Origin of the sequence: Dokdonia genika (assembly GCF_042652845.1) — a bacterium.
GTDB classification, from domain to species: Bacteria; Bacteroidota; Bacteroidia; order Flavobacteriales; family Flavobacteriaceae; genus Dokdonia; species Dokdonia donghaensis.
Map to the genome: position 1 here is coordinate 94,933 of NZ_JBHSHB010000003.1, position 26,051 is coordinate 120,983.

The following is a 26,051-nucleotide window of genomic DNA, read 5'->3' on the forward strand; positions in this document are numbered from 1 at the left end:
TTTATTAAAACTCGAAGCTCAAAATGTTAAGAAAATTCTTACTTAATGGATTTTCAAATAGTTATAAATGTTAAAGGATTTTTGTAAGAAATTTTAACACAAAATGCGAATTCTTAAATTTATGATAAACTTAGGTTAATTGTGATATGGCATTCTTAACGATTACCCTAATTGAATAATTTTATCGCATCATTAAAAACATACATACATGAAAAAAACTATTATCAAAAAGTATCTGTTTTTGGTTCTTTTAGGTTTTATGGCGCAAGTCACTTTAGCCCAAAAAACAATAACAGTTACGGTGAAGGAACAGAATGGCCCGCTACCAGGAGCCAGTGTTTTAATTCAAGGTACAACTACGGGTACCCAAACTGATTTTGATGGAAACTTCTCTATAGAAGCATCATCTACAGATGTATTAACTTTTAGCTATGTAGGCTTTAAAGAAGTTTCTATTCCTGTAGGAAATCAGACTATTATTAATGTGACACTAGAAGAAGATAATGCACTGGATGAGGTCGTTATAGTAGCTTTTGGTTCACAAACAAAAAAGAAAAATGTTCAATCTGTATCTGTAGTTGGTCAGGATGCTATTAAAGATATCCCGGCAAACTCACCACAAGAGTTACTACAAGGTCAAGCAGCAGGTGTACAAGTAGTACAGTCTTCTGGTGTACTTGGAGCAGCTCCTACTATCAAGATTAGAGGTGTCGCTTCAGTATCATCTGGATCTAGACCACTATTTGTTGTAGATGGTGTACCACTTAACGATACAGACCTTACATCTAACCAAGGTGCAAACCAAGGTCTTAACCCACTTGCAAACATCAACCCAAATGATATAGAGTCTATCTCTGTATTAAAAGATGCTTCGGCAACGGCTATCTACGGTTCTCGTGGATCTAACGGTGTTGTAATTGTAACTACAAAATCTGGTTCTAAAGGAGGACAGACTACGGTTACTTTAAACGTTAGTACAGGAATCAGTGAGTCTACAGACACATTTGATATGATGAATGCAGATGAGTTTAGACAATATGCTGTAGATGCAAACTACTTTGGTATAGACAACGTTGCAGATCTTCCTCAAGGTGGATTTAACTGGGTAGATGGTGTTACAAGAACAGGAATCTCAAACAATATAGACGCATCTGTAAGTGGTGGTAGTGAGAAAACTTCTTTCTACATAAGCACAAACTTTAAAGATGAAGAAGGATTCATCATTGGTAATGATTTAAAAAGACGTGCTGGTCGTTTAAACATTAACCACACTGCAACAGATTGGTTAGAAATAGGTGCAAACATAGGGGTTACAAGAAATGAGTTTGACCGTGTAGGTGCAGAAAACAGTACGTTTGCTCCACTTACTTCTGCTTATTTAATACGTCCTTGGGTACAACCTAGAGATGAGAATGGAAACCTAGTAAACACTGGATTTATTGCAAACACCATTGCAATTGAGTCGCTAGATATCAATGATTCAGATGTTACAAGAACGACAGGTAACGTATCTGCAAAGGTTTCTTTATTTGAAGGATTGACTTTCAACTCTCGTTTTGGTATTGATAGAGTTCTTGTAGAAGAGCAACAACGTTCTTTTGAGCTTAACTCACCAGGAGGAACAGGGTCTAACTTTTATGCACAAGACAACCGTTATATCTTAACAAACACGCTTAACTACGATACTACATTTGGAGATAAGCACGATTTAGGAGCAGTAGCAGGTATCTCTTATGAAGAGAATACAATTAGAACTATTGCTGTTGCAGGTACAGGTTTTGCTAGTGATTCTAGTTTAAACATCGAGTCTGCTGCACAAAAGACTACTACTACATCTAGTGCTACGGCAAACAGCCTTGTAGGTTACTTTGCACGTGTAAACTATGCTTATGATAGTAAATACGTTCTTGAAGGTTCTTTACGTCGTGATGGATCATCTCGTTTTGGAGCAGATAACCGTTTTGGTACATTCTTCGCACTAGGTGGTGCTTGGAACCTTTCTGAAGAAAAATTCTTAGAAGATAGCTCTTGGATTAATAACCTTAAACTTAGAGCAAGTTTCGGTACAACAGGTAACGACCGTATAGGTAACTTCCAGTCACTAGCACTTTACAGTGGTGGTACTTTTGGACAGTACAATGATCAAGCTGGTCTTGCTCCTGTTTCTGCACCAAACCCAGATTTAAAATGGGAACGTTCTAAAGCTTTTGATATAGGACTAGCAGGAGATCTTTTTAACAACAGAATTTCTTTTAGTGTTGATTATTACAAGAAGAGAACAGATGATCTTATCTTAAACCTTCCACTTCCTATCTCTACTGCAGCAGGTACAAATAATACCATTGCTCGTAACGTAGGTGAGATTGAAAACAGAGGTTTTGACGTTAGCCTTACTTCTAATAACTTTAGAGACGGTGATTTTAAATGGACAACAACGCTTAACATAGGTTTCAACACTAACGAGGTAATTTCTTTACCAGGAGCATCTATCGATACAGAAGGTAGAGAGTTTATAGCTGGATCTGCTTCTCAAAGAGCAATCGTAGGTGAGTCTATTAACACATTCTACTTAGTACGTTACAAAGGTGTAAACCCACAAACTGGTGATGCAGAGTGGCTAGACGCAGATGGTAATGCAACTACAAATCCTAACCCATCTACAGATAGAGTTATTGCAGGAGATGCAAACCCAGACTTTGTAGGAGGACTTACAAACACGTTCAAATACAAAAACTTTGACTTAAACGTCTTGACTAACTTTAGTGTTGGTAACGATATCTATGTAGACGGATTACGTTTTACAGATAACGCTGCTTCTGGATCGTTTAACAACAGAGCTGCTTTATTAAATGTATGGCAACAACCAGGTGACAATGCTTTTGTACCTGCTTTTGATAGCCCAACATTTAACACGTTTGCACAGAGATCTACTGCTCAGTTAAGAGATGGTTCTTTCTTAAGATTTAAAAATGTAACATTAGGTTACACAATTCCTAAGTCAGTATTAGATAAGACTAGACACGTTAAAAACATAAGGTTATATGCTACTGCAACAAACCTTATTACTATAAAAGGAAGCGACTTAGAAGGTATTGATCCAGAGGTAACAGATACAAGTGCTGCTTTAGGACAAGGAGAAACTTTCTTTACTCCACCACAATCAAAGTCTTTCATCTTTGGAGCAACGATCCAATTATAATATAAAACCAAATAACAATATGAAAATTTTTAAATACACACTTATTTTCCTTTTGAGCGTAGGGTTCTACTCTTGTGAGGACGATTTAGACATACTGCCAGAAGACGATCAGTCTCCTGAGCAAGTATTCTCTAGTGAAGCAGGTGCAAACGGTGCACTAGTAGGGGTTTACAGTCTTGCACAGCAAGATGATGTACTTAACGGTACTTCTGCCCTAGCTACAGAATGGCAGTCTGATAATGTTGATTTTGTAGGGTCTTTCCCAACATTTAACGACATTAGAACGTATGACACAAGATCTACAAATACCTCTATACAGGGTATTTATGATGATAGTTATGAAGTAATTAATGCTGCAAACAGAGTAATCGCTTTTGTACCAGAAATTGCAGATGAAACTTTTCTTGAAGAAGATAGAGCAAACATTGTTGCGCAAGCAAAATTTATGAGAGCCCTAGTATACTTTAAGCTTGCAGATCTTTTTGCACAACCACTTCAAGTAGGTGGAGGTACAAACCTAGCTGTGCCATTAGTAGTTAACCCAGTTAACCCTAGTACAGCTACAGATGAGGAATTATTCCCAAAAAGAGCAACACTTAATGAAGTACACACACAGATTGAGATTGACCTTGTAGATGCAATTCCTGCACTTACAAACAGTGATAACTCAAGAGCAACGCAAGCAGCTGCACAGCAGTTACTAGCACGTCTGTACTTATATCAAGAGCGTTTTGAAGAAGCTGCTACCCTATCTAACGATGCGATAAACAGTTCTTTCCAACTAGCGGAGAATTATGAGTTTTACAATGACCAGTCTCCAGAGCACTTATTTACATTAGTAAACACATCTGCAGATGGACAAGACTCAGGAGAAGGATTCTCAGGTCTTACTAACCCAGCTCCTACAGGTCGTGGTGATGCACCATTTACAGATAACTTAATTGCTGCATACCTTGAAGAATTCCAAATTGATGAAGATGGAAACCCACTTCTTGATGATGAAGGAAACCCAGTACCAGATGCTAGATACACAGATCTTGTTCAGATAGGTACATCTGCACCAGGTAACGCACGTGTATTTACTGCAAAGTTTCCTGACGGAGTAAACAATGCAGATAACGCACCAGTACTTAGAATTACAGAAGCATACCTTACAAGAGCCGAGGCTAACTTAAGAAACGGTTCATCTATAGGTGCAGATCCTCTTACAGATATCAACCTACTTAGAGCACGTGCAGGTCTTGTAGCACTTACTGCTGTAACACTTGATGATATCTTAAACGAGCGTCGTAAAGAACTTGCCTTTGAAGGGCAACGTAGAATGGACTTGTTAAGAAACGGTCTTGACTTAAGAAGAGCAGGAATGCCTAACGAAGTTGAGAGTGCATTTGGAGCAGATAAAACAATCTTCCCTATTCCTAATAGAGAGATTGAGCTATCTCAACTACAACAAAACCCAGGATACTAAATCATTTAGATTCCACTAGATGTATCAAATCCCTAGCTAGCCACTAGGGATTTTTTTTTCTCCATTTTCAAAAACTATCATTTTATAAAACTGTAGCATTTCATAAATCATTTGTACATTAACCACATAAAACAGCAAATCATACTTATGAAACTAAAACTCGCAGCAGTAGCCTTTTTGGTATTCGCTTTCGCGAAAGCGCAAAACAATCTAGAACAACAAATTAATGACATAGAATCTAAAGTCATAGAGTGGCGTCGTGACTTTCATCAAAATCCAGAACTAGGAAACAGAGAGTTTAAAACTGCCGAAAAAATAGCCGCACACCTCAAATCCTTAGGGATGAAGGTACAAACCGGTGTTGCCAAAACTGGAGTTGTAGGCATACTAGAAGGAAAGCGTAAAGGAAAAGTACTCGCACTACGAGCAGATATAGATGGGCTTCCAGTAAAAGAACGTGCAGATTTACCTTTTAAATCTGAAGCAATGGGAGAATATCGTGGTGAGGCCGTGCCTGTAATGCACGCCTGTGGTCACGATACACACATCGCAATTCTTATGGGCGTGGCAGAGATACTTGCAAAAAATAATGACTTTGCAGGAACCGTAAAATTCATCTTTCAGCCAGCAGAGGAAGGTGCACCTCCGGGCGAAGAAGGTGGTGCAGAGCTTATGGTAAAAGAAAATGTGCTTAAAAACCCAGATGTAGATGCCATTTTTGGCCTTCACATAGGTTCTGGGCAAGATGTAAATACCATAGCCTATAAACCTGGTGGAATTATGGCCGCTTCACAGAGTTTTGAGATACATATAAAAGGAAAACAAAGCCACGGCTCAACACCGTGGACAAGTCGTGACCCTATTATGGCTGCCGTAAAAATTATAGATGGTTTACAAACCATCATATCACGTGAGATCCCACTCACAGATGAGGCTGCAGTATTATCTATAGGTAAAATTAATGCAGGTGTACGTAGCAACATCATTCCAGAAGAAACACATATAGTAGGTACATTACGTACGCTAGATTATGATATGCAAACCTACATTAATAACCGTATGAAGGAAATGGTACCGGCTATTGCTGCGGCTTACCGCACAGAAGCGACCATTACCATACCTGAAGGGTATCCTATTACATATAATGATGAAGACCTAACCGCTCAAATGTTACCATCACTAGAGAAAGCGGCTGGCAAAGAAAACGTACACGTGATAAAAGCAATTACTGGTGCAGAAGACTTTTCATTCTTTCAAAAAGAAGTTCCTGGGCTTTATTTCTTCTTAGGAGGTAAAACTCCGGGTACTACAGAGGCGTTCCCACACCACACACCAGACTTTTATATAGATGAAAGTGGGATGCTACTAGGTGTAAAAACATTTGTACAAATGACACAAGACTATTTAGGGCAATAACCCCTACTCTAGTATCATACATTGTAATACATTAGACCGTAAATAGCTATGAGTTGTTTACGGTTTTTTATGCCTAAACTTCTCATAAACTATAAAATTCGTTATATAACTATAAAAATAGTTGTTTAACTATATTTTTCGTTGTATGTTTGAATCATCAATCAAATCACTCGTATACAATCGCTTGCAAATCGATACTATAAAATTGTTTCTTATGGATAAACTCACAAATAAAGAAGAACAGGTTATGCACGCTTTATGGAAGCTTGAGCGGGCCTTTGTAAAAGAGGTCGTAGCCGCATTGCCAGAAGGCAATCATTATAATACAGTTTCTACTATTATAAGGAATCTGGCAGATAAAGGATATGTAGGGTACCAAGCCTTTGGAAAAACACACCAGTACTTCCCTACCGTGTCTTTAGAATCATATCGTAAGGAGTTTATGGAGACGACTACTCAAAAGTATTTTGGTAACTCGTATAAGAATATGGTTTCCTTTTTTGCCAAAGAAGAAAAGATCTCTGCAGATGAGCTTAGAGAGATACTAGCAATCATAGAAAAAAAATAAGCTTATGGAAACGCTCATACTCCTTGCAAAAAGTGCCTCTATACTCGGGCTCTTCTATGTAGTTTATTTAGCGGTACTTTATAAAAACACCTTGTTTACTGCAAAAAGGCATTACTTTATAGCCGGTATCATTGCTGCTATTACCCTTCCTTTTATAGAATTTACACGTAAGATTGAGGTGATTATACCCTCGCAACCGCTTGTGATGCCCGCTCTGGATATAAGCTCCGTAAACACTGCACCCATCGCTGTAGCACCACAACCTGTAGAACAAGCTATAAACTGGTGGCAAGTACTTGTCATAATATATATAATAGGTATCTGTATAATGCTCTGTAGGCTTTGTGCGCAATACATATCCTTGCGACAGCTCATTGCATCTGGCAGTCGGAGTACAAAAGGGCACTATACATTTGTAGCGGTTACAAGAGCGATAAGTCCGTTTTCTTTCTTTTCAAAAATTGTTTACAATCCTGCGCTTCACACGCCAGAAGAACTAGAGATGATTATTGCTCACGAAAAAGTGCACGCACAGCAATGGCACTCTCTAGATATGCTCTTATCTCAAATAACGCTTGTGATACAATGGTGTAATCCCTTTGCCTGGTTGTATAAAAACAGTCTTGAGCAAAATCTAGAATACCTAGCAGATTACCAAGCTATACAAGAAATTAAGAACCCAAAACAATATCAACGCACGCTGGTACAGGTCTCATCCCCCTCATTTGCCCCAGCACTTACTAATCAATTTTATCAATCATTTATCAAAAAACGAATCGTTATGATCAATACACCACAATCCCACAAAAACAATCTTTGGAGGTTATCACTTATCATTCCCGTGCTTGCGCTCTTTATGTACTCTTTTAATGTAAAAGAAGTAACTAATTATGTGGAGGAGGATAATACCGCTTTCGCGAAAGCGGAAAAAGACACCACCTATGCAAATCAAGGTAGAGATGTTTTCTTTATAGATAGCAATACCACTCCGGCAAAACTAGATCGAATAGAAGCCTATGTATCAAACCACTGGGAGAACGTAGCCATTAAGTTTGACAAAAGAAAATTCAATGCAAAAAACACGCTTACTGGTTTCTTTCTACAAGCGAAGTTTGAAAACCAAGAAGCTTTTACCAATAAATTCTCTTTTAATGCAAAAGAAAATACCTCTTGGGAAGGCTATAGTCTAATGGTTAATACTGAACAGGAGATTGTTGTAATGGAGCAAAAAGATGGCACATTTATAAACATCACTCCAGATAAAACAATCATCACAGATGACAAGGTTGCTGTAAATACAGAAAAAACAGCAGCTAAAGAAAATACTATTACAAAGGATGCACTAGGACCTAATCCCGTTATAGTTGTGAATAATAACGTTATACTGGGCGAAGAAAAAGAGAAAAGAGTCACAGGTGATAGTATCACAAGCTTACCTCCTGCTCAAGCTATCAAAGCCTACGGAACTATTGCACAAGACGGTGCGCTCATTGTACACAGCAGTCCAAAAGCAGACACCACACGAGTAGTATCGCGTATAGTACAAGAAACTTATAATTATAGTATTACAAAAAACACAACAGACAATGAGATTGATGCGCTCATTAAGCTAATGAGAGAAAAGCACAACGCTACTCTCAAGGTGAGTGGTATTAAAAGAAATAAGAGTCAAGAGATTACAAGTATTGTAATTAATCTCATAGATGATAAGGGTAATAATAAGAACTACACCTTACAAGCACCTACCCCTATAAATGACATTTACATCTATAAAGATGAAAATGGTTTTACAGGTATGGGTAATGTAAATATGGATAAAGGTTCTAAAGCTTCATATGACAATTTGAGAGCTCAGATGGAAGAACGTCGTAAGGCTTTATTGAGCAATAGAGATAGCCTACGTGCAGGTATGGAACTCCGTAAGCAAGAGCTACGCGCTCGTATGGATGAACGTAGAAAACTGCAAGGCCGTGCACAAAGCGACTCTATGCGCCAGTACATAATGGCTAGACGTGATAGTATGAAAATGCAAATGAAAGAGCAACGTGAGGGTATTAAATCAAAAAGAAAAAAGCTTAAGAAAACAGCTAAAAATAATAAAGCGGGTTATGTCACTTTAGAAAACGGCACATACTACTATGTAGAAACCCCAGATGGATCAAGAAAATTTTACAATAGATGGGGAGTGCAGATACAAGAGAGTGATGCCCTCTATAAAGAACTTGTAAATGGCAAGGAGTCCACGGCAGAAGATAAAAGTAAAGAAGAATCAAAGACGCTATCTCGTGAAGAAGATATGATAAAACGTGGTGGGCTTGATAAAGCAATCTATTACATAAATGATAAAGAGGCTTCTAAAGAAATGATAGATGCCTTAGATCCTACATTTATTAAGAGTGTTACTATATATAAAGGTGAGAAAGCCATTAAGCTTTATGGTAAAAAAGGAAAGAACGGAGTAATTCAGATAGATACCACCTATTAAATATATCCTCAATTAGTATTTAAGTCCGCTTTCAATCAGAAAGTGGACTTTTTTTATGTGCTGTTTTTTACAAGAGTCTCTTGTAAAAAACTGGACAAAAATGATGAAAACACCATTTAAAGCATATTTATAGCCCATTTTTGGCTACAGATTTTCAAAAGAGGTCAAAAACCCTCTACAAAACTAACAGATACGGCAATATCAATCAGCACAGGTTACAGTTACTAACATAATTGTAGATATATGCATTACATATATAAAGTGTTATTATTTTTTTAGTTACAATATTGCTGTTAATTTCATTAAAAACTTCTTTTCTATTTGTTTTATCGAGTTCAAGGTGACTTCTTTGCTTCATCAATAACAAACAACGATACAATTATTAATCAAAATCTCACTATTATGAAAACGCCAGTCCACACTCAGAAACAAGTAAAAACAAACAAAGTATTAGGTCTATATACCATCTTTATGGTAAGCCTTAGCATCTCTTACATTGTAACTACCTTTTTACAACTAGGTAAGTAATAATAGTAATCATTAATCACATTCATCAATCATTCATCAATCAATTTTCATTCATCAATCAATTTTTTAAATAATCATTTTCAATCCAAACCCATTCATTATGACACAAGTAATCATTACCATTTTAGAAATACTTATAGGATAATATATCCTGCGCCTCCTGCCGCATCTAGCATCCCAACTGCTAGACGCATAAGGACCACATAAAAGCACACGTATAGTTGTACTTAACTATCTAACGCGTAGCAGAATTAGCCAACTAATAAAGCCGTAACGCATTGCGTTACGGCTTTGTTTTTTAGCTACTTTTGACGGTATGCAAACACTCTATAAATTTCTTGCCAAAGTTAATAAGGCAGTACTTCCCTCCTATTCAAAACGTGGTCTTGACCTTACACAAGCCACAAAGTTTCAGCTTGCCATTATAGGCTATAGAACGTGGGTTACAAAAAGAGCGTTAGATTAAATCTTTTCGGCAAGTGCTTGTGCACTTATCGCTCCGTGGCTGTCAGAATACACAGCGGTTCCATTCTTAATCAATATAATCTGCGGGCTCTGGTGCATTACCTGAAATTTATATCCCACCTCATTAGACACTTCTCTGTACGCCTTAAGATCTAAGTAATAGATATCCAGCTGGTTTGGGTCTATATCATATTGTGCCTCTAGCTGGCGTATTGCCATACGGCTTATACCGCAAGTTGTAGAGTGCTTAAATATCGCCTGTGGCTTCGTTTCAGAATCTTTTGCAATTTGATCCAGTTGCTCGAGTGTGGTAAGTTGCTTCCACGGCATTGGTGTTTTTTCCTCTTGAGGTTCTTTATCTCCTCCAAAAATCGAATTAAATATTCCCATTCTTCAATATGCTTTTATACAAAGGTAGTCGTTGTGTCTGTGTTACGCTTTCGCGAAAGCGTAAAATAGTTCTTAAACAAGTCATAAAGTCAGTTAATTCAAGCCTTCACAAGACATTATGTCGCAATACCGTCTTGGAACAATACTTGACTGTTGTCTCTCAAAAAAAGTACAACCAGAAATCATTAGCAAGCGCTTTACAGCAAGTAATGGTCTCTTAAAACATATGAAATGAATATTAACAATTTTACGATAAAGTCGCAGGAGGCCATACAGCGAGCACAGCAAATTGCTCAAGAGCTAGGTCACCAGCAAATTGAAAATGAGCATATTTTTAAAGCAATTTTTGAAGTAGATGAGCACGTAACGCCTTTCTTGCTTCAAAAACTTGATGTAAATGTGCCTTTATTACAGCAAATTTTAGACAGCACCCTTGAGAGTTATCCTAAGGTGTCTGGTGGTGATATAATGCTAGGGAGAGAAGCAAATAAAGCAATCACTCAGGCTAATATTATTGCCAAAAATATGAACGATGAGTATGTCTCTATTGAGCATCTCATACTCGCTATTTTCGGGACAAAAAGTAAAGTAGCCCAAATCTTAAAGGATCAAGGTGTCACTGAGAAGCACCTGCAAGCTGCTATTACAGAAGTGCGCAAGGGTAACCGTGTGACCTCACAAAGTGCAGAAGAGACGTATAACTCACTAAGCAAGTATGCAAAAAACCTTAACGAACTAGCACGCACAGGCAAGCTAGACCCCGTGATAGGTAGAGATGAAGAGATACGACGCATCTTACAGATTTTAACACGCCGTACGAAGAACAATCCTATACTCGTAGGAGAGCCAGGTACGGGTAAAACCGCCATTGCCGAAGGTCTTGCGCATAGAATTGTAGATGGTGACATCCCAGAAAACTTGCAGAACAAGCAAATATTTGCGCTGGATATGGGAGCGCTTATTGCGGGTGCAAAATTTAAAGGAGAGTTTGAAGAACGTCTTAAAGCAGTTATTAAAGAAGTAACAGAAAGTGATGGAGACATCGTACTCTTTATAGATGAGATACACACCCTGGTGGGAGCCGGTGGTGGTCAAGGTGCGATGGATGCGGCAAACATTTTAAAACCTGCTCTTGCTCGTGGGGAGCTGCGCGCCATAGGTGCTACCACGCTTGATGAGTATCAAAAATACTTTGAAGCAGATAAGGCCCTGGAGCGTAGATTCCAGAAGGTAACCGTAGATGAGCCAGATACAGAGAGTGCTATTTCTATCTTACGTGGTATCAAAGACAAGTATGAGACACACCACAAGGTGCGTATTAAGGATGATGCTATTATTGCTGCTGTAAAGTTATCACAGCGCTATATCACGAGTAGATTTTTACCAGACAAGGCGATTGACTTGATGGATGAAGCTGCCGCGAAAATGAGAATGGAAATCAACTCTAAGCCAGAAGAGCTCGATGTGTTAGACCGTCGTGTGATGCAACTAGAGATTGAGATTGAGGCGATAAAGCGTGAGAAAGATGAAGATAAGCTCAAAAGCCTACGTGCTGATCTAGCAAACCTTAAGGAGGAGCGCAACGACCTTAACGCGCAGTGGCAATCTGAAAAGGATATTGTAGAGAGTGTACAAAATGCAAAACAAGACATAGAAAACTACAAGCTAGAAGCCGAAAAAGCAGAGCGAGAAGGAAACTATGGCCTGGTAGCAGAGCTACGTTACGGTAAAATAAAAGAGGCTCAGGAGCATCTTGAGGAGCTACAAAAGGATCTTGCAAGTCAAGCAGATACTTCGCTTATTAAGGAAGAAGTAACCAGCGAAGACATTGCAGAGGTAGTTGCAAAATGGACAGGAATCCCAGTACAAAAAATGCTACAGGGAGAACGTGAGAAGCTACTCAAGCTAGAAGACGAGTTGCACAAACGCGTAGTGGGACAACGTGAGGCTATTGTTGCCGTGAGTGATGCCGTACGACGTAGCCGTGCAGGATTGCAAGATCAAAAAAAGCCTATAGGATCGTTCCTGTTTTTAGGAACAACCGGTGTAGGTAAAACAGAACTTGCAAAGGCACTGGCAGAGTACCTCTTTGATGATGAGAATGCAATGACGCGCATAGATATGAGTGAGTATCAAGAGCGTCATAGCGTGAGCCGTCTAGTGGGAGCACCTCCAGGATATGTAGGATATGATGAAGGTGGCCAGCTTACGGAGGCCGTGCGACGTCGCCCCTACTCTGTGGTGTTGCTAGATGAGATTGAGAAGGCACACCCAGATACGTTTAACGTATTGTTACAAGTGCTTGACGAAGGTAGACTCACAGATAACAAAGGCCGCACTGCCGACTTTAGAAATGCCATTATCATAATGACTTCAAATATGGGTAGTCATATCATAAAAGAGCGTTTTGAGACCATTCCAGATGTAGATGCTGCAATGGAGTCTGCAAAGGTGGATGTACTAGGATTATTAAAACAAAACATACGTCCAGAGTTCTTAAATAGAATAGATGACATTGTAATGTTTAGTCCGCTTACGCGAAAAGATATACGTGATATTGTAAAACTACAGTTCAAGGGCATTAGAAAGATGCTCTCACAGCAGAATATCACGCTAGACGCAACAAAGCAAGCCATAGACTTCCTTGCCGAAGCAGGTTTCCAGCCAGAATATGGTGCAAGACCTGTAAAACGAGCAATACAGCGCGAGGTACTTAACCAGTTATCAAAAGAAATTTTGAGCGGTAAAGTAACATCAGACAGTGTGATACTCGTAGACTCCTTTGATGATAAACTCGTTTTCAGAAACGAAGCAGAACGCACAGGAGAAGAAGAATAAAGATTAATTGATGATTATGTAAAGTGGATATCTAGCGATAGGTATCCACTTTTTTTGTGGTTAAAAATGACTACCATAAAAAAGTCTGACTATTCTAGAATGGTCATCTCTACTCTACGATTCTTAGTTTCTTCCCAGTCTAATGGTTCTGTGTAAGCCTTTCCACGATATTTCAATCTATCTGCCGAAATTCCGTTTTTTATGAGATAATCATATACAATTTTACCTCTATCTTCAGATAGTGTCATACTACCTGTTCTGTTATTATATCCATCTAGTTGTGGTTCTCTATCAGGGGAGCAACAAATATGGCCTGTTATTAAAATCTTTCTAGTAGGATATCCTTCTAAAAAACGTACTACTTTTCTTAGCGTTATAACACTGCTACTACCCAGCATTTTGTCCGTTCCACCTTGAAAGAAAACGCCAAATAAAACAGTTGTTTCATTAATTTCTAATTCGCTATAAGAAGTGATATCAAGATTTCTTGAAGACAACATTCGTCTTTTATTTCCTTCATTTTTTGGTTCATTTACAATAAAGTTAGAACTATCTGGGATATTCTTTTCTTTAACTATTACAGAAATATCTACGCGTCGTGCTCTCCACGAAGCATCTTGTAGCTCACCTACTGCTTGAAGCGTATCTATTGTAAATGTTTTAAGTAGTTCTTTTGTTGCTGCAATTCTTCTATGCGCCAGTTTTAGATTGTACTCATTTCCCGCATACTTGTCTGTATAGCCTTTCAAAACAAGTGTAATAGAATCTTTTTTATGAAGTTTGACTAAACTATCTAGCTTTACATACTCCTTGGGTACAATCTCGTCACTATCTGAATCAAAATATATTGATAAGTGGCTTACTTCTTGACTATGTGCAAGTAAGGATGTAAATAAAAGTATAATCGTTAAACGCATAGATGGCTATTCTAAAGATAAAGATGTAAAAAAATTACTGATTAAAATAAAAATACTAAAGTAGTCAATAGAGATTGGAAAGTATATGAGTTTGACTGCTAATTCTCATCATCTGGGCATCCTCAAATTATCCTTTCGCGAAAGCGTCATCTTTCTCAAATACTTGTATATTTAGTTAATCAATTAAAAACAAGAAAACAGGCACATCATAAAATAAAGCACTCGCTTTATGTAGTGGCCTGTTGTAAGCAATTTAAGAAATAGAGTTATGGGATTATTTGATATTTTCAAATCCAAGAAAGAGATTAAATCTGATTATATTCCTGAGATAGGTGAATTAATTTTTTCTGCTGAGCATAACGACTATGCCTGCCGAGGGAAAATAAATCTTACAAATTTTGAATACAAAACTGAAATTGTTTTTCCATCGGTGAGTAATAATATAACCGACTATCAATTAGCCTACTTCAAAAGAATTAATGATAATATTAAGGATATATTAGATTTTGCATCTAAAATGCCAGATTCAAAAATTGTATTATCTAAGTGTAGAGTAGATTCTGTTTCAATACCTAATCGAGAAAATAATAGTTATGATATGGATGCGGAAATAGTCGTAACTCAAAAAGAAAAGGCCAATATTTATGGAAGGAGTATTTATTCTTTGATAATGGATGAACTAAAAGTCGCTAAAATTATAACCATTGTATAACTGCTTACAACAAAGAACTGAGTAACAAATCAAACTTACTAAAGACGCTCTCAGTACAAGCTTTTAAACTAATTTTAATCCATAATTCACACCTCAGAGCCTTCCTCATTTAATCTTTTCGCGAAAGCTTAATCTTTCTTAAATACTTGTATATTAAAAATTTACATTGAATTATATAATTCGTTTGTGTGATTGTATATTTGATAGTATCAAATGATAGTATCAAATATGAAACCGCCTTACGAAATAACCTCTTCTATTTTAAAGCTAATTACTTCTATTTCAGAAAAAATAGGAGAAATAAATGCTAGTTATCTAGACAGACCTTCACCTAAACTGAGAAAACAAAATAGAATCAAAACGATTCATTCTTCGCTTAAAATAGAAGGGAACACACTTACAGAAGAACAAATCACAGCCCTTTTAGAGAATAAAAGAGTGATAGGTCCTGAGAGAGATGTACTTGAAGTCTTAAACGCCATTAAGATCTATGAGAATTTACAACAATACAAACCTTCAAGTAAAAAAGACTTTTTAAAAGCACATAAAGACTTAATGGAAGGACTTATAGAAATACCTGGGACATATAGAAAACAAGGTGTTGGAATCGTAAAAGGGTCTAAAGTTGAGCATCTAGCGCCACCTTTTGAAAATGTACCGTACTTAATGAAAGACCTTTTTGAGTATCTTAAAAAGTCTGACGAAATTGAATTAATTAAAAGTTGTGTTTTTCATTACGAAATGGAGTTTATACATCCATTTTTAGATGGAAATGGTAGAATGGGAAGATTATGGCAAACATTAATTTTGATGGAAAAATATCCAATCTTTGAGTTTTTACCTTTTGAAACTTTAATTAGTAATGACCAAGAAAAATATTATAAAGCTTTGGCTGAAAGTGATAAATTTGGAAAGTCAACTAAGTTTATTGAATATATGCTTAATGTAATTGACATTTCAATAAGTGAATTGTTAGATTTTAATAACCGAACGTTAACTGAAAAAGATAGATTGGAATATTATGTTTCATTAAATAAAACTGAATTCACAAGAAAAGATTATATGAATATTTTTAAAGACATTTCTTCTGCAACTGCGAGTAGAGATTTAAAGAAAGGGACTGAATTAAATTTATTTGAAAAAATAGGAGAAAAAAATAAGACAATCTACCGATTAAAATAACTCAGGCTAACAAAGAACTGAGTTAAAAAACAAGTCTACTTCGGGTGGTCTCAGCTAAGCCTTTAAGCCAGTTTTGATCTATAACTCTCATCGTAAGGTCTTCTTGGTTTTAGGATTTCGCAAAAGCGCCATTTTTATTAAATACTTGTATATTTAAATCATCAATTAAAAAACAAGCACACCTAAAATGCAGCTTCAAATCAGACTAAAATAAAACAGTTTCTAATGCAGTGGCTCAAATCACCATATCCTTTGTTACAAAACACTAGATACAAGTGGTTATTTGCATTATTTTCAGGCGTTTTTGTTTACCTGTTTTTAATAGTTTTTGAACCTTTTGGTGCAGGACAGTCTATAAATTATAAATATGTATTCTTAGCGGGTTTTGGAATTTCCGTTTTTCTGGGTGTTTGTGTAACCTACTTTGTTCTACCTAAATTATTTCTAGTATTTTTTCGTCCAGAAAAATGGACCATAGCTAATGAAATTATATTACTATCAACCTGCATCTTGATAATAAGTACTTTTAATTCCTTCCATTATTACTATTGGCGAGGTGATGGTGCCTTTTATAAAACCTTTTTTAGTTTTCTTAAAATCACTACTTCGATAGGGATTTTCCCTATTGTAGGTCTAATCTTTTTTACAGAACGTACACTTTCAAAACAAAACCTCAATAAAGCACAATTACTTTCTACTAAACTACAGCGCCCAGTTGTAGAAGAAACGGTTACAGTACAAATACAAGAAGAGAGTGTAAAAGCAACGCCTATTGCAATGCGATTATCCCAGTTTGTATATGCACAATCAGAAGGGAATTATGTGACGATATTTTATCTAAATGATAGTACGCTTTCGCGAAAGCTAATTAGGCTTTCTTTAAAACAGCTTGAAGTACAATTTAAAAATCACTCTCAGGTAAAACGTTGTCATCGCTCATACCTTATTAATACGGAACATATAATAACTATTGATGGTAATGCAAGATCGCTCACTATACAACTAGATAAAGTACCTACGAGCATTCCCGTCTCTAGATCTTTTTCAAAAGCCGACTTTTACTAGCCTTCCCGTTCATCACAAAAGTGGCACATACGTCCCATATTAACATAACGTATTGATTTACAGTCTATTTTTGGGCTAAACAATTTTAAAAATGGACTTATGAAAAATCGTATTCACATTATCTTATTCTCAATGGCAGGAATCTTATTACTAAGTAGCGCTGCACCTATAGAATTAAACAAAGGAAATTCTGATCTTAAAATACAACTTAATGAGGTGGCAACTTATAACCCTGTGAGAGAAACAAAAAACCTTGAAGTGTCTGAAGCTGCTGTTGCGTGGCATATGGATCATATTTATTTAATGGTTAATCAATTATATAAAGCGCTCGCATATTCCAATGAAAGTAATTATAAAGCAGAATCCAATATGGCACGTGATTATGTTTTCGCTAATAATATGCTACCTAGGGGAAAAGCTACTGCACCAGAGGCCGTAACACCAAAAGGAGATATAACGATCAATATCTTACAAATGCATTATGATGAAGCGCTTGCAACAGTTGAAAAGTTACCTACGCTTGCAGAAAATAAGCACTTCAATCATCCTATTCTTGGAACATTAAATAGAGATGAAACTATTAAGTTTCTCGCAATTCATACAGAACATCACCTTAAGATTATACGCGATATTTTAGAAGATAAGTAGTTTTCTGATTATTTTAAGAAGAACTCAGTTAGAAACAAAATCAAAATTTATAGTGTCCTAAACTATAGTAACAAAATCACCCCTAACCCCCAGTAAGGCACGATAAATGTATATAGGTGCGTGTATGCTAGCAATAGCTATCTTTGTAACACATACCTATGATGATGAAAAAAATACAATGCTTATTTATATTATTCTTTGCGCTAGCGCTTAACGCGCAAGACAACTACTACGTTTTTCAAGGTGACACCTATAATGAGGAGGCTTTTCAAGCAAAACTAAAATCTATTGAGGAGGTTTATGGTGCGCAAGGAAGCTGGAAATACACAAAAGCTAACTTTAAAGTTCGCCATATGCGTGTGCGACAAGACTCAATTATACAAGAGGTCGAGGTGATGCTATCGCAATCTAATAGCGCGCCTCTAGACATTAATGTAGGTGTGAATGGTTTAATTAATAAACCCCTACCCGACTTTCAGCTGCAAGATCTTGCAAACGGGCTTAAGTCTAAGGAGAGTTATAATGATAAAATTACACTCATCAACTTGTGGTTTACGAGCTGTCCTCCTTGTATCGCAGAGATTCCATATCTCAATGACCTTAAAAAGCAATATGAGGATCGCGTAAATTTTGTTGCTATCACTTTTGAACCAAAAAGCAAAATCGACGCTTTTTTAACTAAGAAACCTTTTGATTTTGAGCACCTAGTAGATGGTGACAGCTATTTAAAGCAAGATTTAAAAACTAATACCTATCCTAAGCTTGTATTTATGGATCGCAATGGTACTGTGCGCTTTGTAGAAAATGCTGTGATGGCTCAAGGAAGAGGTCCAGCAGCAGAGGTTACAGAAATCCTTAAGGAACACCTAGATTACTTACTCGCAGATAACTAATGGAAAACACCACAGCCCCAACTCCAGATTACTCCCCTCAAGAGGAACGACTTAATGTATGGACACACGGTTTTGGTTTTGTAGCAAGTGTTTTTGGGTTGATTTTATTTTGCTTTCGCGAAAGCGTAACTACAACCGCCACCATAAGTCTTATTGTTTTTGGAATAAGTTTATGTGTATTATACTTTGCCTCTACAGCGTATCATAGCGCGACAAAACCTTTACGTAGAGCAAGACTTAAAATATTTGATCACGCGGCGATCTATGTACTCATTGCGGGCACATACACGCCTTTTACGCTAGTTACTCTAGATGGCACTACTGGGTGGTGGATTTTTGGGATAGCCTGGTCTATCGCTCTCTTTGGGATTATACTAAAACTCTTCTTTACCGGACGATTTGACATCCTTTCTACTATCCTTTATGTAGCGATGGGTTGGCTTATTGTTTTTGCATACAAACCATTACTTGCAAACCTTGATCCTGCTGGTGTGGAATGGTTATTTGCAGGAGGTATTTTATATACGATAGGTGCTGTACTTTACAGTATATCTCGTATTCCTTATAACCACGCGATTTTCCACGTATTTGTATTGGGAGGATCTTTTGCACATTTTATCGCGGTCTACTTTTATGTAGGAGTTGCTTAGACCATACAGAGCCAATAGTTTTACATTATATAAATAAAAAACCGCCTGCAATTTCTTGCAGGCGGTTTTTATATGTGGTCGTAAGGTTCTAGTTAAAGATGTAACGTAACCCTACTTGTGCTTGCCATCTGTTAAGAAGGCTTGCATCTGTACCAAAAGTTTGTGTTAACTCCTCATTATAAGTATATGTAGGAACACCATCTGTAACAGATACACTTACTGGCTGTATACTGTTAGGCTGCTCTACAAGTCCCCAATCTGAACTGATAAGGTTACCTATATTAAGGATGTCAAGGCTAAACTGTAATGTGTTTTTCTTTCCTTTTACATTAAAGTTATAATCTTGAAGTAAACGGAAATCTACACGACTTCTCCAAGGTGCAAGTGCTCCATAACGCTCTGCATAACCACCTCTGTTTTCGCTCAGGTAATCATCTTGCTGGATGTACTGCTCAAATGCTTGTGCTTGCTCTGGCGTAGCAAAGTTTTGCTGTGCTAGCTCGTCTGCAGTAGGGATATAGATAAGGTCGTTAAAGTTACTACCATCACCGTTTATATCACCAGCATATGTGTAGTTAAAACGTCCTCCTCTAGCCCACTCTCCAAAAGCAGAAACTGTTGTTGCAAATTTACCATCTCCGTACTCAAATTTCTTTGAAGCTACTGCGATAATACGGTGTTGATCACCATAACGAGAGTTTGCAAGAATATCATCATTTGCGTTTCCTCTTATTGCGTTTGCGTTAAAAGCATCTCCTGTAATCTCTGCATCAATAGAATTTACATCTTTTGAGTCAAGGTAGTTATAAGCAAGACTTGCAAATAAACCATTGCTGAAAGACTTCTCTGCCTTAAACGTTGCGTTATACGTACGTCCAGAGTTTGAGTTTGTAAATACATACGCATTTGTAGGACCTCCAAACTGGTTTGTAGCAAAATCTGACGTCTGGTAGATAGGTCTGTTATCTACACCTTCTAGTGTAGAAGATGGATCATTAAGTGCCCAGTTCTGTACGTGTGCAGCATTAAGATCTTCTGTATAAGAAAGGTCTGCAGTAAGAACGATACCATTATCAAAACGGTAATCTGCTCCTATGTTAGATCTCCATACTTGTGGCCATTTAAAATCTTGATCTACCGTCTGGTAGAAGAAGAAATCTACACCTTGCACTTGGTTACCTAACCATACAAATGGGAAACGACCTGTAAATACTCCAGTTCCTCCACGTACTTGGAACGTCTTATCTCCTTTTACATCCCAGTTAAAACCTAATCTAGGTGACCATAAGAATGCGTTATCTGGAAGTACTGTACTGTCTAATAAGATATCTTCTCCAGTTGCTGGGTCTACATATACGTTATCTGGCTGGTAAGTACCTTTTCTATCAATATTTTCTTGAATCTTGTCTTGAGTATCAAAGTATAAAGGCTTATCAAATCTCATACCTAGTGTAAGAGTAAAGTCTTCACTCATTTTCCACTGGTCTTGAGCATAAAGGCTAAACTGTCCTACGTTAGTCTCTGCAAGTGACCATCCGTTTGGATCACCTATAGGTAAACCGTTGTTTTCATTAAACTCTGCCTCTGCAGCAGTAAATGTATCTTGGTAACGATCTATAAGGAACTGCTGGAAAGCATCTAGATCTGTCTCACCTGTTACATCATTTATGTAATCTGTATCTGCGATACCGTCTCCATCAAGATCTGTTTCTTGATCGATAGCTACACTCCCGAATAAGTCAAAACCATAACCTGTAAGGTTAAAAGAGTTATAGAAGCTGAATTTTTCAAAAGAAGTACCAAGCGTAATTGTGTGATCACCAGATACAATGTTTAAGTTGTTTGTGATTTGAAAAACTTCTTGCTCAAGCTTGTTTCCTATAGAGAATGGCTCGTGACCTGCAATGATATAGTTCTGACCACCTTTTGTAATGTTTATAGAAGGTGCTGGCGTAGAGAATGGCTCTCTAAAATCATCAAAGAATGTGTAACCTGCCTGAAACTTGTTAGACACGTTTGGTGCAAACTCACTGTTCCACTCTAGTTGGAAAGAGTCTATGTTATTGTTTATTGCATATCCTGCGTTTTCAAACTGTATTGTAGACTGGCTTGGTCCACGTAATGCAATTGCATTAGGGTTTGCCGGGTTATCTTTAGAAGATCTTAGTAAGTTATATACTAATGCAACACGGTTTTTATCATTTACGTTCCAATCTAACTTAAATAATGCCTTTGTAGAACCTGCATCAAAGTTAAATCCTTCATATCTACCTGGATCGTAAGAGCTTCCATCTGCATAAGTAATACTGCTTAATGCTGCAGAGACTGCATCTAGATCTGATGGTAATACACGTGACTCATTAATAGCTCCCGTATTACGGTTAGGTGCCCAAGGTGCTCCTAGGTCAGAACGGCTCTCATCTTCAAAGTTTGCAAAGAAGAAAAGTTTGTTCTTAATGATAGGACCTCCTATACTTATACCGTATGTGTTCTGGCTTAAGTCTGCCTTAAAAACGTCATCACCAGCAACTTTTCCACCAGTAAGGTCTTCGTTTCTATAAAAACCATAAACAGTTCCTTTAAACTCATTAGTACCACTTTTAGTTACAGCATTTACAGATGCTCCTGTAAACCCAGAAAGAGTTACATCATAAGGTGCAGTAGTTACTTGAATTTGCTCAATCGCATCAAGAGAGATAGGCTGTGATCCTGTCTGTCCTCCTGGAGTAGCAGCATCAAGACCAAATGGGTTATTAAAAACCGCTCCATCAAGACTAAAATTGTTGAACTGATCATTACGACCTCCAAAAGATCCATTACTAGAAGCACTAGGCTCTAGACGGTAAAAATCTGCAGCAGATCTTGAAATCGTAGGTAATGCCTTAAGCTGGCGCTCTCCTACATTTGTAGTAGATCCCGTACGTCCATCACTAAAAGTGTTGTTACGGCTACCTGTAATTACAACTTCTTCAAGAGCATTACTATCTTCAGATAGTGTTACCTCTACGTTATAAGTTTCTCCTAAGTTAAGAGTCACTCCAGTGTATTCTTGTGCTTGAAAACCTACATAACTTACCGTTATTGTATAAGGTCCTCCCACACGTAAATTAAAAAGATTAAAACGACCGTCAAAGTTTGTGATCGCTCCATACGTAGTACCAGTAGGTGTGTGTACCGCTACCACGTTTGCACCAGGAAGCGTTTGCTCACCAGCGTTTACAACTCCAGAGATAGCAGAAGTAGTCGTCTGTGCGCCTACAGCTACTGCCATTAGAAGTGTTACTAAAAATAAAAGTTTTTTGAACATAAGGTTTTTGTAAAATTATTTTGCGCGAATTTAAGAAGGTGTTAACACTTACTAAACCTTAAGTTAATTTTATTTTCACATTTAATTAACAATTGTGAATATGTTATTTATGGGTATTACGCTTTCGCGAAAGCGTAATAAAACCCCACAAAACTTATCACATAGACAATCAAGCTGTTGAATATTTGCGCTCTTACCATACAACGCGCATTGAAAGAAAGTTCTACCTTTGTACCCTATGATAAGTAATCAAAAAAATCAGCAACAAATTCTAGCAAAACTAGGAATCACCTCACTTAACGAGATGCAGGAGGCGGCACAACTTGCCATACACTCAGCAAAAGAAGTGATATTACTATCTCCTACCGGTACTGGTAAAACGCTTGCGTTTTTACTACCCGTAATTGCAGAGTTAGATTTAAGTATAGAAGAAGTGCAACTACTTATAGTTGTGCCTTCTAGAGAGCTGGCTATACAGATAGAAAATGTTGCCCGCAATATGGGTACAGGTTATAAGATACACGCCGCTTATGGTGGTCAAAGTTTTAATACAGATAGACAAGCCATAAAGCACCGTCCAGCAATATTAATAGGAACACCAGGTAGACTTGCAGACCACCTACGTAGAGAAACTTTTTCTACAGATCACATCAAAACGCTTGTGCTTGATGAATTTGACAAATCACTAGAAGTAGGTTTTGAAGGAGAGATGACAGAGATTATGAGCTTTTTACCTGCTTTAGAAAAAAAGGTGCTTACCTCTGCAACTCAAGGTGTAGACATACCAAGATTTGTAGGACTTAATAGCCCTGTAGAAGTAGAATATTTGCATCAAGGAGGATCTAAGCTAGAAATAAAAGCGATTATATCACCAGAAAAAGATAAGCTAGACACGCTTGTAAAAGCTTTATGTCACATAGGTGATCAACCAGGTATTATCTTCTGTAACTTTAAAGATACCATCTCTAGAATAAGTGATTATCTCAACGATCACGGTATCGCACACGGCACTTTTTATGGAGGAATGGAGCAGCGTGAGCGTGAGTTATCACTTCTTAAATTTAGAAATGGCACACACCAGCTACTGCTAGCAACAGATCTTGCTGCACGTGGTATAGATGTACCAGAAATCAAGTTTATTATACATTACCACCTTCCTATTCACTCAGAAGAGTTTACACACCGTAATGGTCGTACGGCTCGTATGCAGTCTGAAGGTACGGCTTATGTACTACACTGGCGCAACGAGCGACTGCCAGACTTTATGCCGGTAATGGATGAAGAGTATTTACACGACAGAGAAATACCAGAAGGATCACAGTGGACAACCCTCGAGCTCTCTGGTGGTCGTAAAGACAAGATATCAAAAGGTGATATCGCTGGTTTTTTCTTTAAAGAAGGAAATGCACAACGCGAGCAACTAGGAACCATTGAGGTAAAAAACACACAATCTTTTGTAGCGGTGCACAAAAGTGCTGCTCAATCATTTATAAAAAAACTAGATAACAAACGCCTTAAAAAAGCAAAATTGAGGATACGACTAGCTTAGTCATATCCTCAATTTTACATTTATTGCTGGTATGAGTAGTTATAATTACTTCACATCCACAAAGCGCTCAAACCATTTATAAAGATCACCACGTGTGATTACTGCGCCTTCTCTTATGAGTTTAAACTTATCTGCATTGCGATCTTCACTATAGTCTTTACTTGCGCTCATAAATACTACATCATCATCACCTAAGTTTTCCTTAAGCCATCCATACCCTTCTGCGGTAGTGATATCTATGTTTTCTTTATTGATTTTTATGGCTATAAGTGCCATATTGTTTTCTCTTAAAAAGAAAAGGTGCATCTGGTTAGGCGAGATATGCTCTAGGTATTGAGCCTTTGTGAGTACACCTTCCCATACTAGGTCAGAAAAGACGTCTATCTCTTCTTCTGCAACGAGGGGTTGTTTTTCTTTAATAGTTGCCCACTCATCTGCAGTGATAGACTGGGTAGCTAGAAAGTTTATAAACTCTGGGCGTAGTTCTTCTAGTTGTTCTTTTGTAAGGCGAGCGTATTTCATTGTGAGTGATAATTTTCGCGTAAGCGTATTTAAAAAATATAGTTCATAAAAAAACCGTCCTTATATGATAAGAACGGTTTTTAATCTATTTACTTAAGACTTAGTTTGCTTCTGCAACTACGTCAAAAGGAAGTGTAGCTACCACATCTCTGTGGAAACGTACTTTTGCTTCATAGTTACCTAAACGTTTTACTGTGTTACCAGCGATAGCGATATACTTTTTGTCTACCTCTACTCCTTCTTTTGCTAGGTATTCTGCTACGTCTGCATTTGTAATAGATCCGAAAAGTTTGTCTCCGTCTCCAGTTTTTGCTGATATCTTAACTTCTAAAGCGTTAAGTTTATCTGCTTGCTTCTGTGCATCATCTACAACTTTTTGCTCTTTGTGAGCACGTTGCTTTAGGTTTTCTGCAAGTACTTTCTTTGCGCTAGGCGTAGCAAGTACTGCGTGACCGTTAGGGATTAGGTAGTTTCTACCGTATCCGTTTTTTACTTGTACTATATCGTCTGCAAATCCTAGATTCTCAACGTCCTTCTTTAATATAAGTTCCATCTGTTATCTAGTTTCTATTTATATAAATCAGTTACATAAGGCATCAATGCAAGATGACGAGCTCTTTTTACAGCTACAGACACTTTACGTTGGTACTTTAAAGAAGTTCCTGTAAGACGACGTGGTAACAATTTACCCTGCTCGTTTACAAAACCTGCTAGCCAGTCTGCATCTTTGTAATCTACATACTTGATACCAGACTTCTTAAAGCGACAGTACTTCTTTGCTTTGTTAGTTTCAATATTAAGAGGAGTAAGATATCTGATATCTCCGTCCTTCTTTCCTTTTGCTTGTTGTTGTAAAGATGCCATAACTTACGCTTTTTGCTTTTTTAGTTTTTCACGTCTTCTTTCAGCCCACGAGATCGCGTGCTTATCCATTGCTACCGTAAGGTAACGCATAACGCGCTCGTCACGGCGAAAAGCTAGTTCGTAATCATTGATAGCTTGTCCATCAACAGTAAATTCAAGTAAGTGGTAAAAACCGCTTTTCTTGTTTTGGATAGGATATGCAAGCTTTTTTAAGCCCCAATCCTCTTTACTAATCATCTTAGCACCCTTTTCTTTAAGAAGACCTTCGTACTTCTTTACTGTTTCCTTTATCTGATCATCAGATAAAACGGGATTCAAGATGAAAACAGTTTCGTAATGGTTCATATAATATGAGTTAAATTAAAAATGAGTGCAAAAGTAAGGA

Annotated in this window: 22 protein-coding genes; 15 read left to right on the forward strand and 7 right to left on the reverse strand. The window is 37.4% G+C overall.

The window, feature by feature from the left end:
* The first annotated feature begins 208 nt into the window (after window positions 1–208).
* From ACFO5T_RS00380 to ACFO5T_RS00410, 7 genes are all read left to right on the forward strand, one after another.
* Window positions 209–3,199, forward strand: coding sequence for a SusC/RagA family TonB-linked outer membrane protein (locus ACFO5T_RS00380; RefSeq protein WP_380031091.1), 2,991 nt, complete (start codon window positions 209–211; stop codon window positions 3,197–3,199).
* 19 nt (window positions 3,200–3,218) lie between these two features.
* The gene (locus ACFO5T_RS00385) at window positions 3,219–4,667 is read left to right on the forward strand and encodes a RagB/SusD family nutrient uptake outer membrane protein (RefSeq protein WP_380031094.1); all 1,449 of its coding nucleotides are present in this window, start codon (window positions 3,219–3,221) and stop codon (window positions 4,665–4,667) included.
* A 147-nt stretch (window positions 4,668–4,814) separates the two neighbouring features.
* Window positions 4,815–6,083: an amidohydrolase gene (locus ACFO5T_RS00390; RefSeq protein ID WP_375253272.1), complete on the forward strand. Its 1,269-nt coding sequence runs from the start codon at window positions 4,815–4,817 to the stop codon at window positions 6,081–6,083.
* A gap of 214 nt (window positions 6,084–6,297) precedes the next feature.
* On the forward strand, window positions 6,298–6,651 hold the full coding sequence (locus ACFO5T_RS00395; protein ID WP_035324832.1) for a BlaI/MecI/CopY family transcriptional regulator: 354 nt from the start codon (window positions 6,298–6,300) through the stop codon (window positions 6,649–6,651).
* A gap of 4 nt (window positions 6,652–6,655) precedes the next feature.
* Entirely contained in the window at window positions 6,656–9,136 is a 2,481-nt protein-coding gene (locus tag ACFO5T_RS00400; RefSeq protein WP_380031097.1) for a M56 family metallopeptidase, read from the forward strand.
* 402 nt (window positions 9,137–9,538) lie between these two features.
* The gene (locus ACFO5T_RS00405) at window positions 9,539–9,664 is read left to right on the forward strand and encodes a hypothetical protein (RefSeq protein ID WP_262485470.1); all 126 of its coding nucleotides are present in this window, start codon (window positions 9,539–9,541) and stop codon (window positions 9,662–9,664) included.
* Window positions 9,665–9,980: 316 nt separating this feature from the next.
* Entirely contained in the window at window positions 9,981–10,130 is a 150-nt protein-coding gene (locus ACFO5T_RS00410) for an SsrA-binding protein (RefSeq protein WP_375253607.1), read from the forward strand.
* Here the strand turns inward: ACFO5T_RS00410 and ytxJ are convergent.
* Window positions 10,127–10,519 carry a bacillithiol system redox-active protein YtxJ gene (gene ytxJ, locus ACFO5T_RS00415; RefSeq protein ID WP_021779014.1) on the reverse strand — a complete coding sequence of 131 codons (393 nt, stop codon included), beginning with the start codon at window positions 10,517–10,519 and terminating at the stop codon, window positions 10,127–10,129. The two genes, ACFO5T_RS00410 and ytxJ, sit on opposite strands and share 4 nt — an antisense overlap.
* Window positions 10,520–10,750: 231 nt before the next feature.
* Here ytxJ and clpB point away from each other — a divergent pair, with 231 nt between their 5' ends.
* Window positions 10,751–13,357, forward strand: a complete 2,607-nt coding sequence (clpB, locus tag ACFO5T_RS00420) for an ATP-dependent chaperone ClpB (protein WP_380031100.1) — start codon at window positions 10,751–10,753, stop codon at window positions 13,355–13,357.
* 89 nt (window positions 13,358–13,446) lie between these two features.
* On the opposite strand, the gene ACFO5T_RS00425 is transcribed toward clpB, so the two are convergent.
* The gene (locus ACFO5T_RS00425; RefSeq protein WP_380031102.1) at window positions 13,447–14,274 is read right to left on the reverse strand and encodes an OmpA family protein; all 828 of its coding nucleotides are present in this window, start codon (window positions 14,272–14,274) and stop codon (window positions 13,447–13,449) included.
* Between the two features lie 268 nt (window positions 14,275–14,542).
* On the opposite strand from ACFO5T_RS00425, the gene ACFO5T_RS00430 reads away from it, so the two are divergent.
* The 6 genes from ACFO5T_RS00430 to trhA all read left to right on the forward strand — a co-directional run bounded on the left by ACFO5T_RS00430 (window position 14,543) and on the right by trhA (window position 19,424).
* Entirely contained in the window at window positions 14,543–14,986 is a 444-nt protein-coding gene (locus ACFO5T_RS00430; RefSeq protein ID WP_380031105.1) for a hypothetical protein, read from the forward strand.
* Between the two features lie 228 nt (window positions 14,987–15,214).
* A complete protein-coding gene (locus tag ACFO5T_RS00435) occupies window positions 15,215–16,168 on the forward strand; it encodes a Fic family protein (protein ID WP_380031107.1) in 954 nt (317 codons plus the stop codon).
* Between the two features lie 225 nt (window positions 16,169–16,393).
* Complete coding sequence (locus tag ACFO5T_RS00440) at window positions 16,394–17,233, forward strand: LytTR family transcriptional regulator DNA-binding domain-containing protein (protein WP_380031109.1); 840 nt, start codon at window positions 16,394–16,396, stop codon at window positions 17,231–17,233.
* Between the two features lie 99 nt (window positions 17,234–17,332).
* The gene (locus ACFO5T_RS00445) at window positions 17,333–17,881 is read left to right on the forward strand and encodes a DinB family protein (protein WP_380031111.1); all 549 of its coding nucleotides are present in this window, start codon (window positions 17,333–17,335) and stop codon (window positions 17,879–17,881) included.
* A 158-nt stretch (window positions 17,882–18,039) separates the two neighbouring features.
* Window positions 18,040–18,774, forward strand: coding sequence for a TlpA family protein disulfide reductase (locus tag ACFO5T_RS00450; RefSeq protein WP_380031113.1), 735 nt, complete (start codon window positions 18,040–18,042; stop codon window positions 18,772–18,774).
* Complete coding sequence (gene trhA, locus ACFO5T_RS00455; RefSeq protein ID WP_380031115.1) at window positions 18,774–19,424, forward strand: PAQR family membrane homeostasis protein TrhA; 651 nt, start codon at window positions 18,774–18,776, stop codon at window positions 19,422–19,424. The genes ACFO5T_RS00450 and trhA overlap by 1 nt, the downstream gene beginning before the upstream one ends.
* Before the next feature lie 88 nt (window positions 19,425–19,512).
* On the opposite strand, the gene ACFO5T_RS00460 is transcribed toward trhA, so the two are convergent.
* On the reverse strand, window positions 19,513–22,731 hold the full coding sequence (locus tag ACFO5T_RS00460; RefSeq protein ID WP_380031117.1) for a TonB-dependent receptor: 3,219 nt from the start codon (window positions 22,729–22,731) through the stop codon (window positions 19,513–19,515).
* A 238-nt stretch (window positions 22,732–22,969) separates the two neighbouring features.
* Between ACFO5T_RS00460 and ACFO5T_RS00465 the strand changes: the two genes are divergently transcribed.
* Window positions 22,970–24,280: a DEAD/DEAH box helicase gene (locus tag ACFO5T_RS00465; protein ID WP_380031119.1), complete on the forward strand. Its 1,311-nt coding sequence runs from the start codon at window positions 22,970–22,972 to the stop codon at window positions 24,278–24,280.
* Between the two features lie 45 nt (window positions 24,281–24,325).
* Here the strand turns inward: ACFO5T_RS00465 and ACFO5T_RS00470 are convergent, their stop codons facing one another.
* The 4 genes from ACFO5T_RS00470 to rpsF form a co-directional block, all read right to left on the reverse strand.
* Window positions 24,326–24,802: a DUF6495 family protein gene (locus ACFO5T_RS00470; RefSeq protein WP_380031121.1), complete on the reverse strand. Its 477-nt coding sequence runs from the start codon at window positions 24,800–24,802 to the stop codon at window positions 24,326–24,328.
* A 100-nt stretch (window positions 24,803–24,902) separates the two neighbouring features.
* Window positions 24,903–25,355 (reverse strand): 50S ribosomal protein L9, encoded by a 453-nt coding sequence (rplI, locus tag ACFO5T_RS00475; protein ID WP_021779000.1) that lies wholly within the window; start codon window positions 25,353–25,355, stop codon window positions 24,903–24,905.
* A gap of 14 nt (window positions 25,356–25,369) precedes the next feature.
* On the reverse strand, window positions 25,370–25,666 hold the full coding sequence (gene rpsR / locus ACFO5T_RS00480) for a 30S ribosomal protein S18 (protein WP_013752085.1): 297 nt from the start codon (window positions 25,664–25,666) through the stop codon (window positions 25,370–25,372).
* A 3-nt stretch (window positions 25,667–25,669) separates the two neighbouring features.
* Window positions 25,670–26,011 carry a 30S ribosomal protein S6 gene (gene rpsF / locus ACFO5T_RS00485; RefSeq protein ID WP_021778999.1) on the reverse strand — a complete coding sequence of 114 codons (342 nt, stop codon included), beginning with the start codon at window positions 26,009–26,011 and terminating at the stop codon, window positions 25,670–25,672.
* Window positions 26,012–26,051 lie beyond the last annotated feature (40 nt).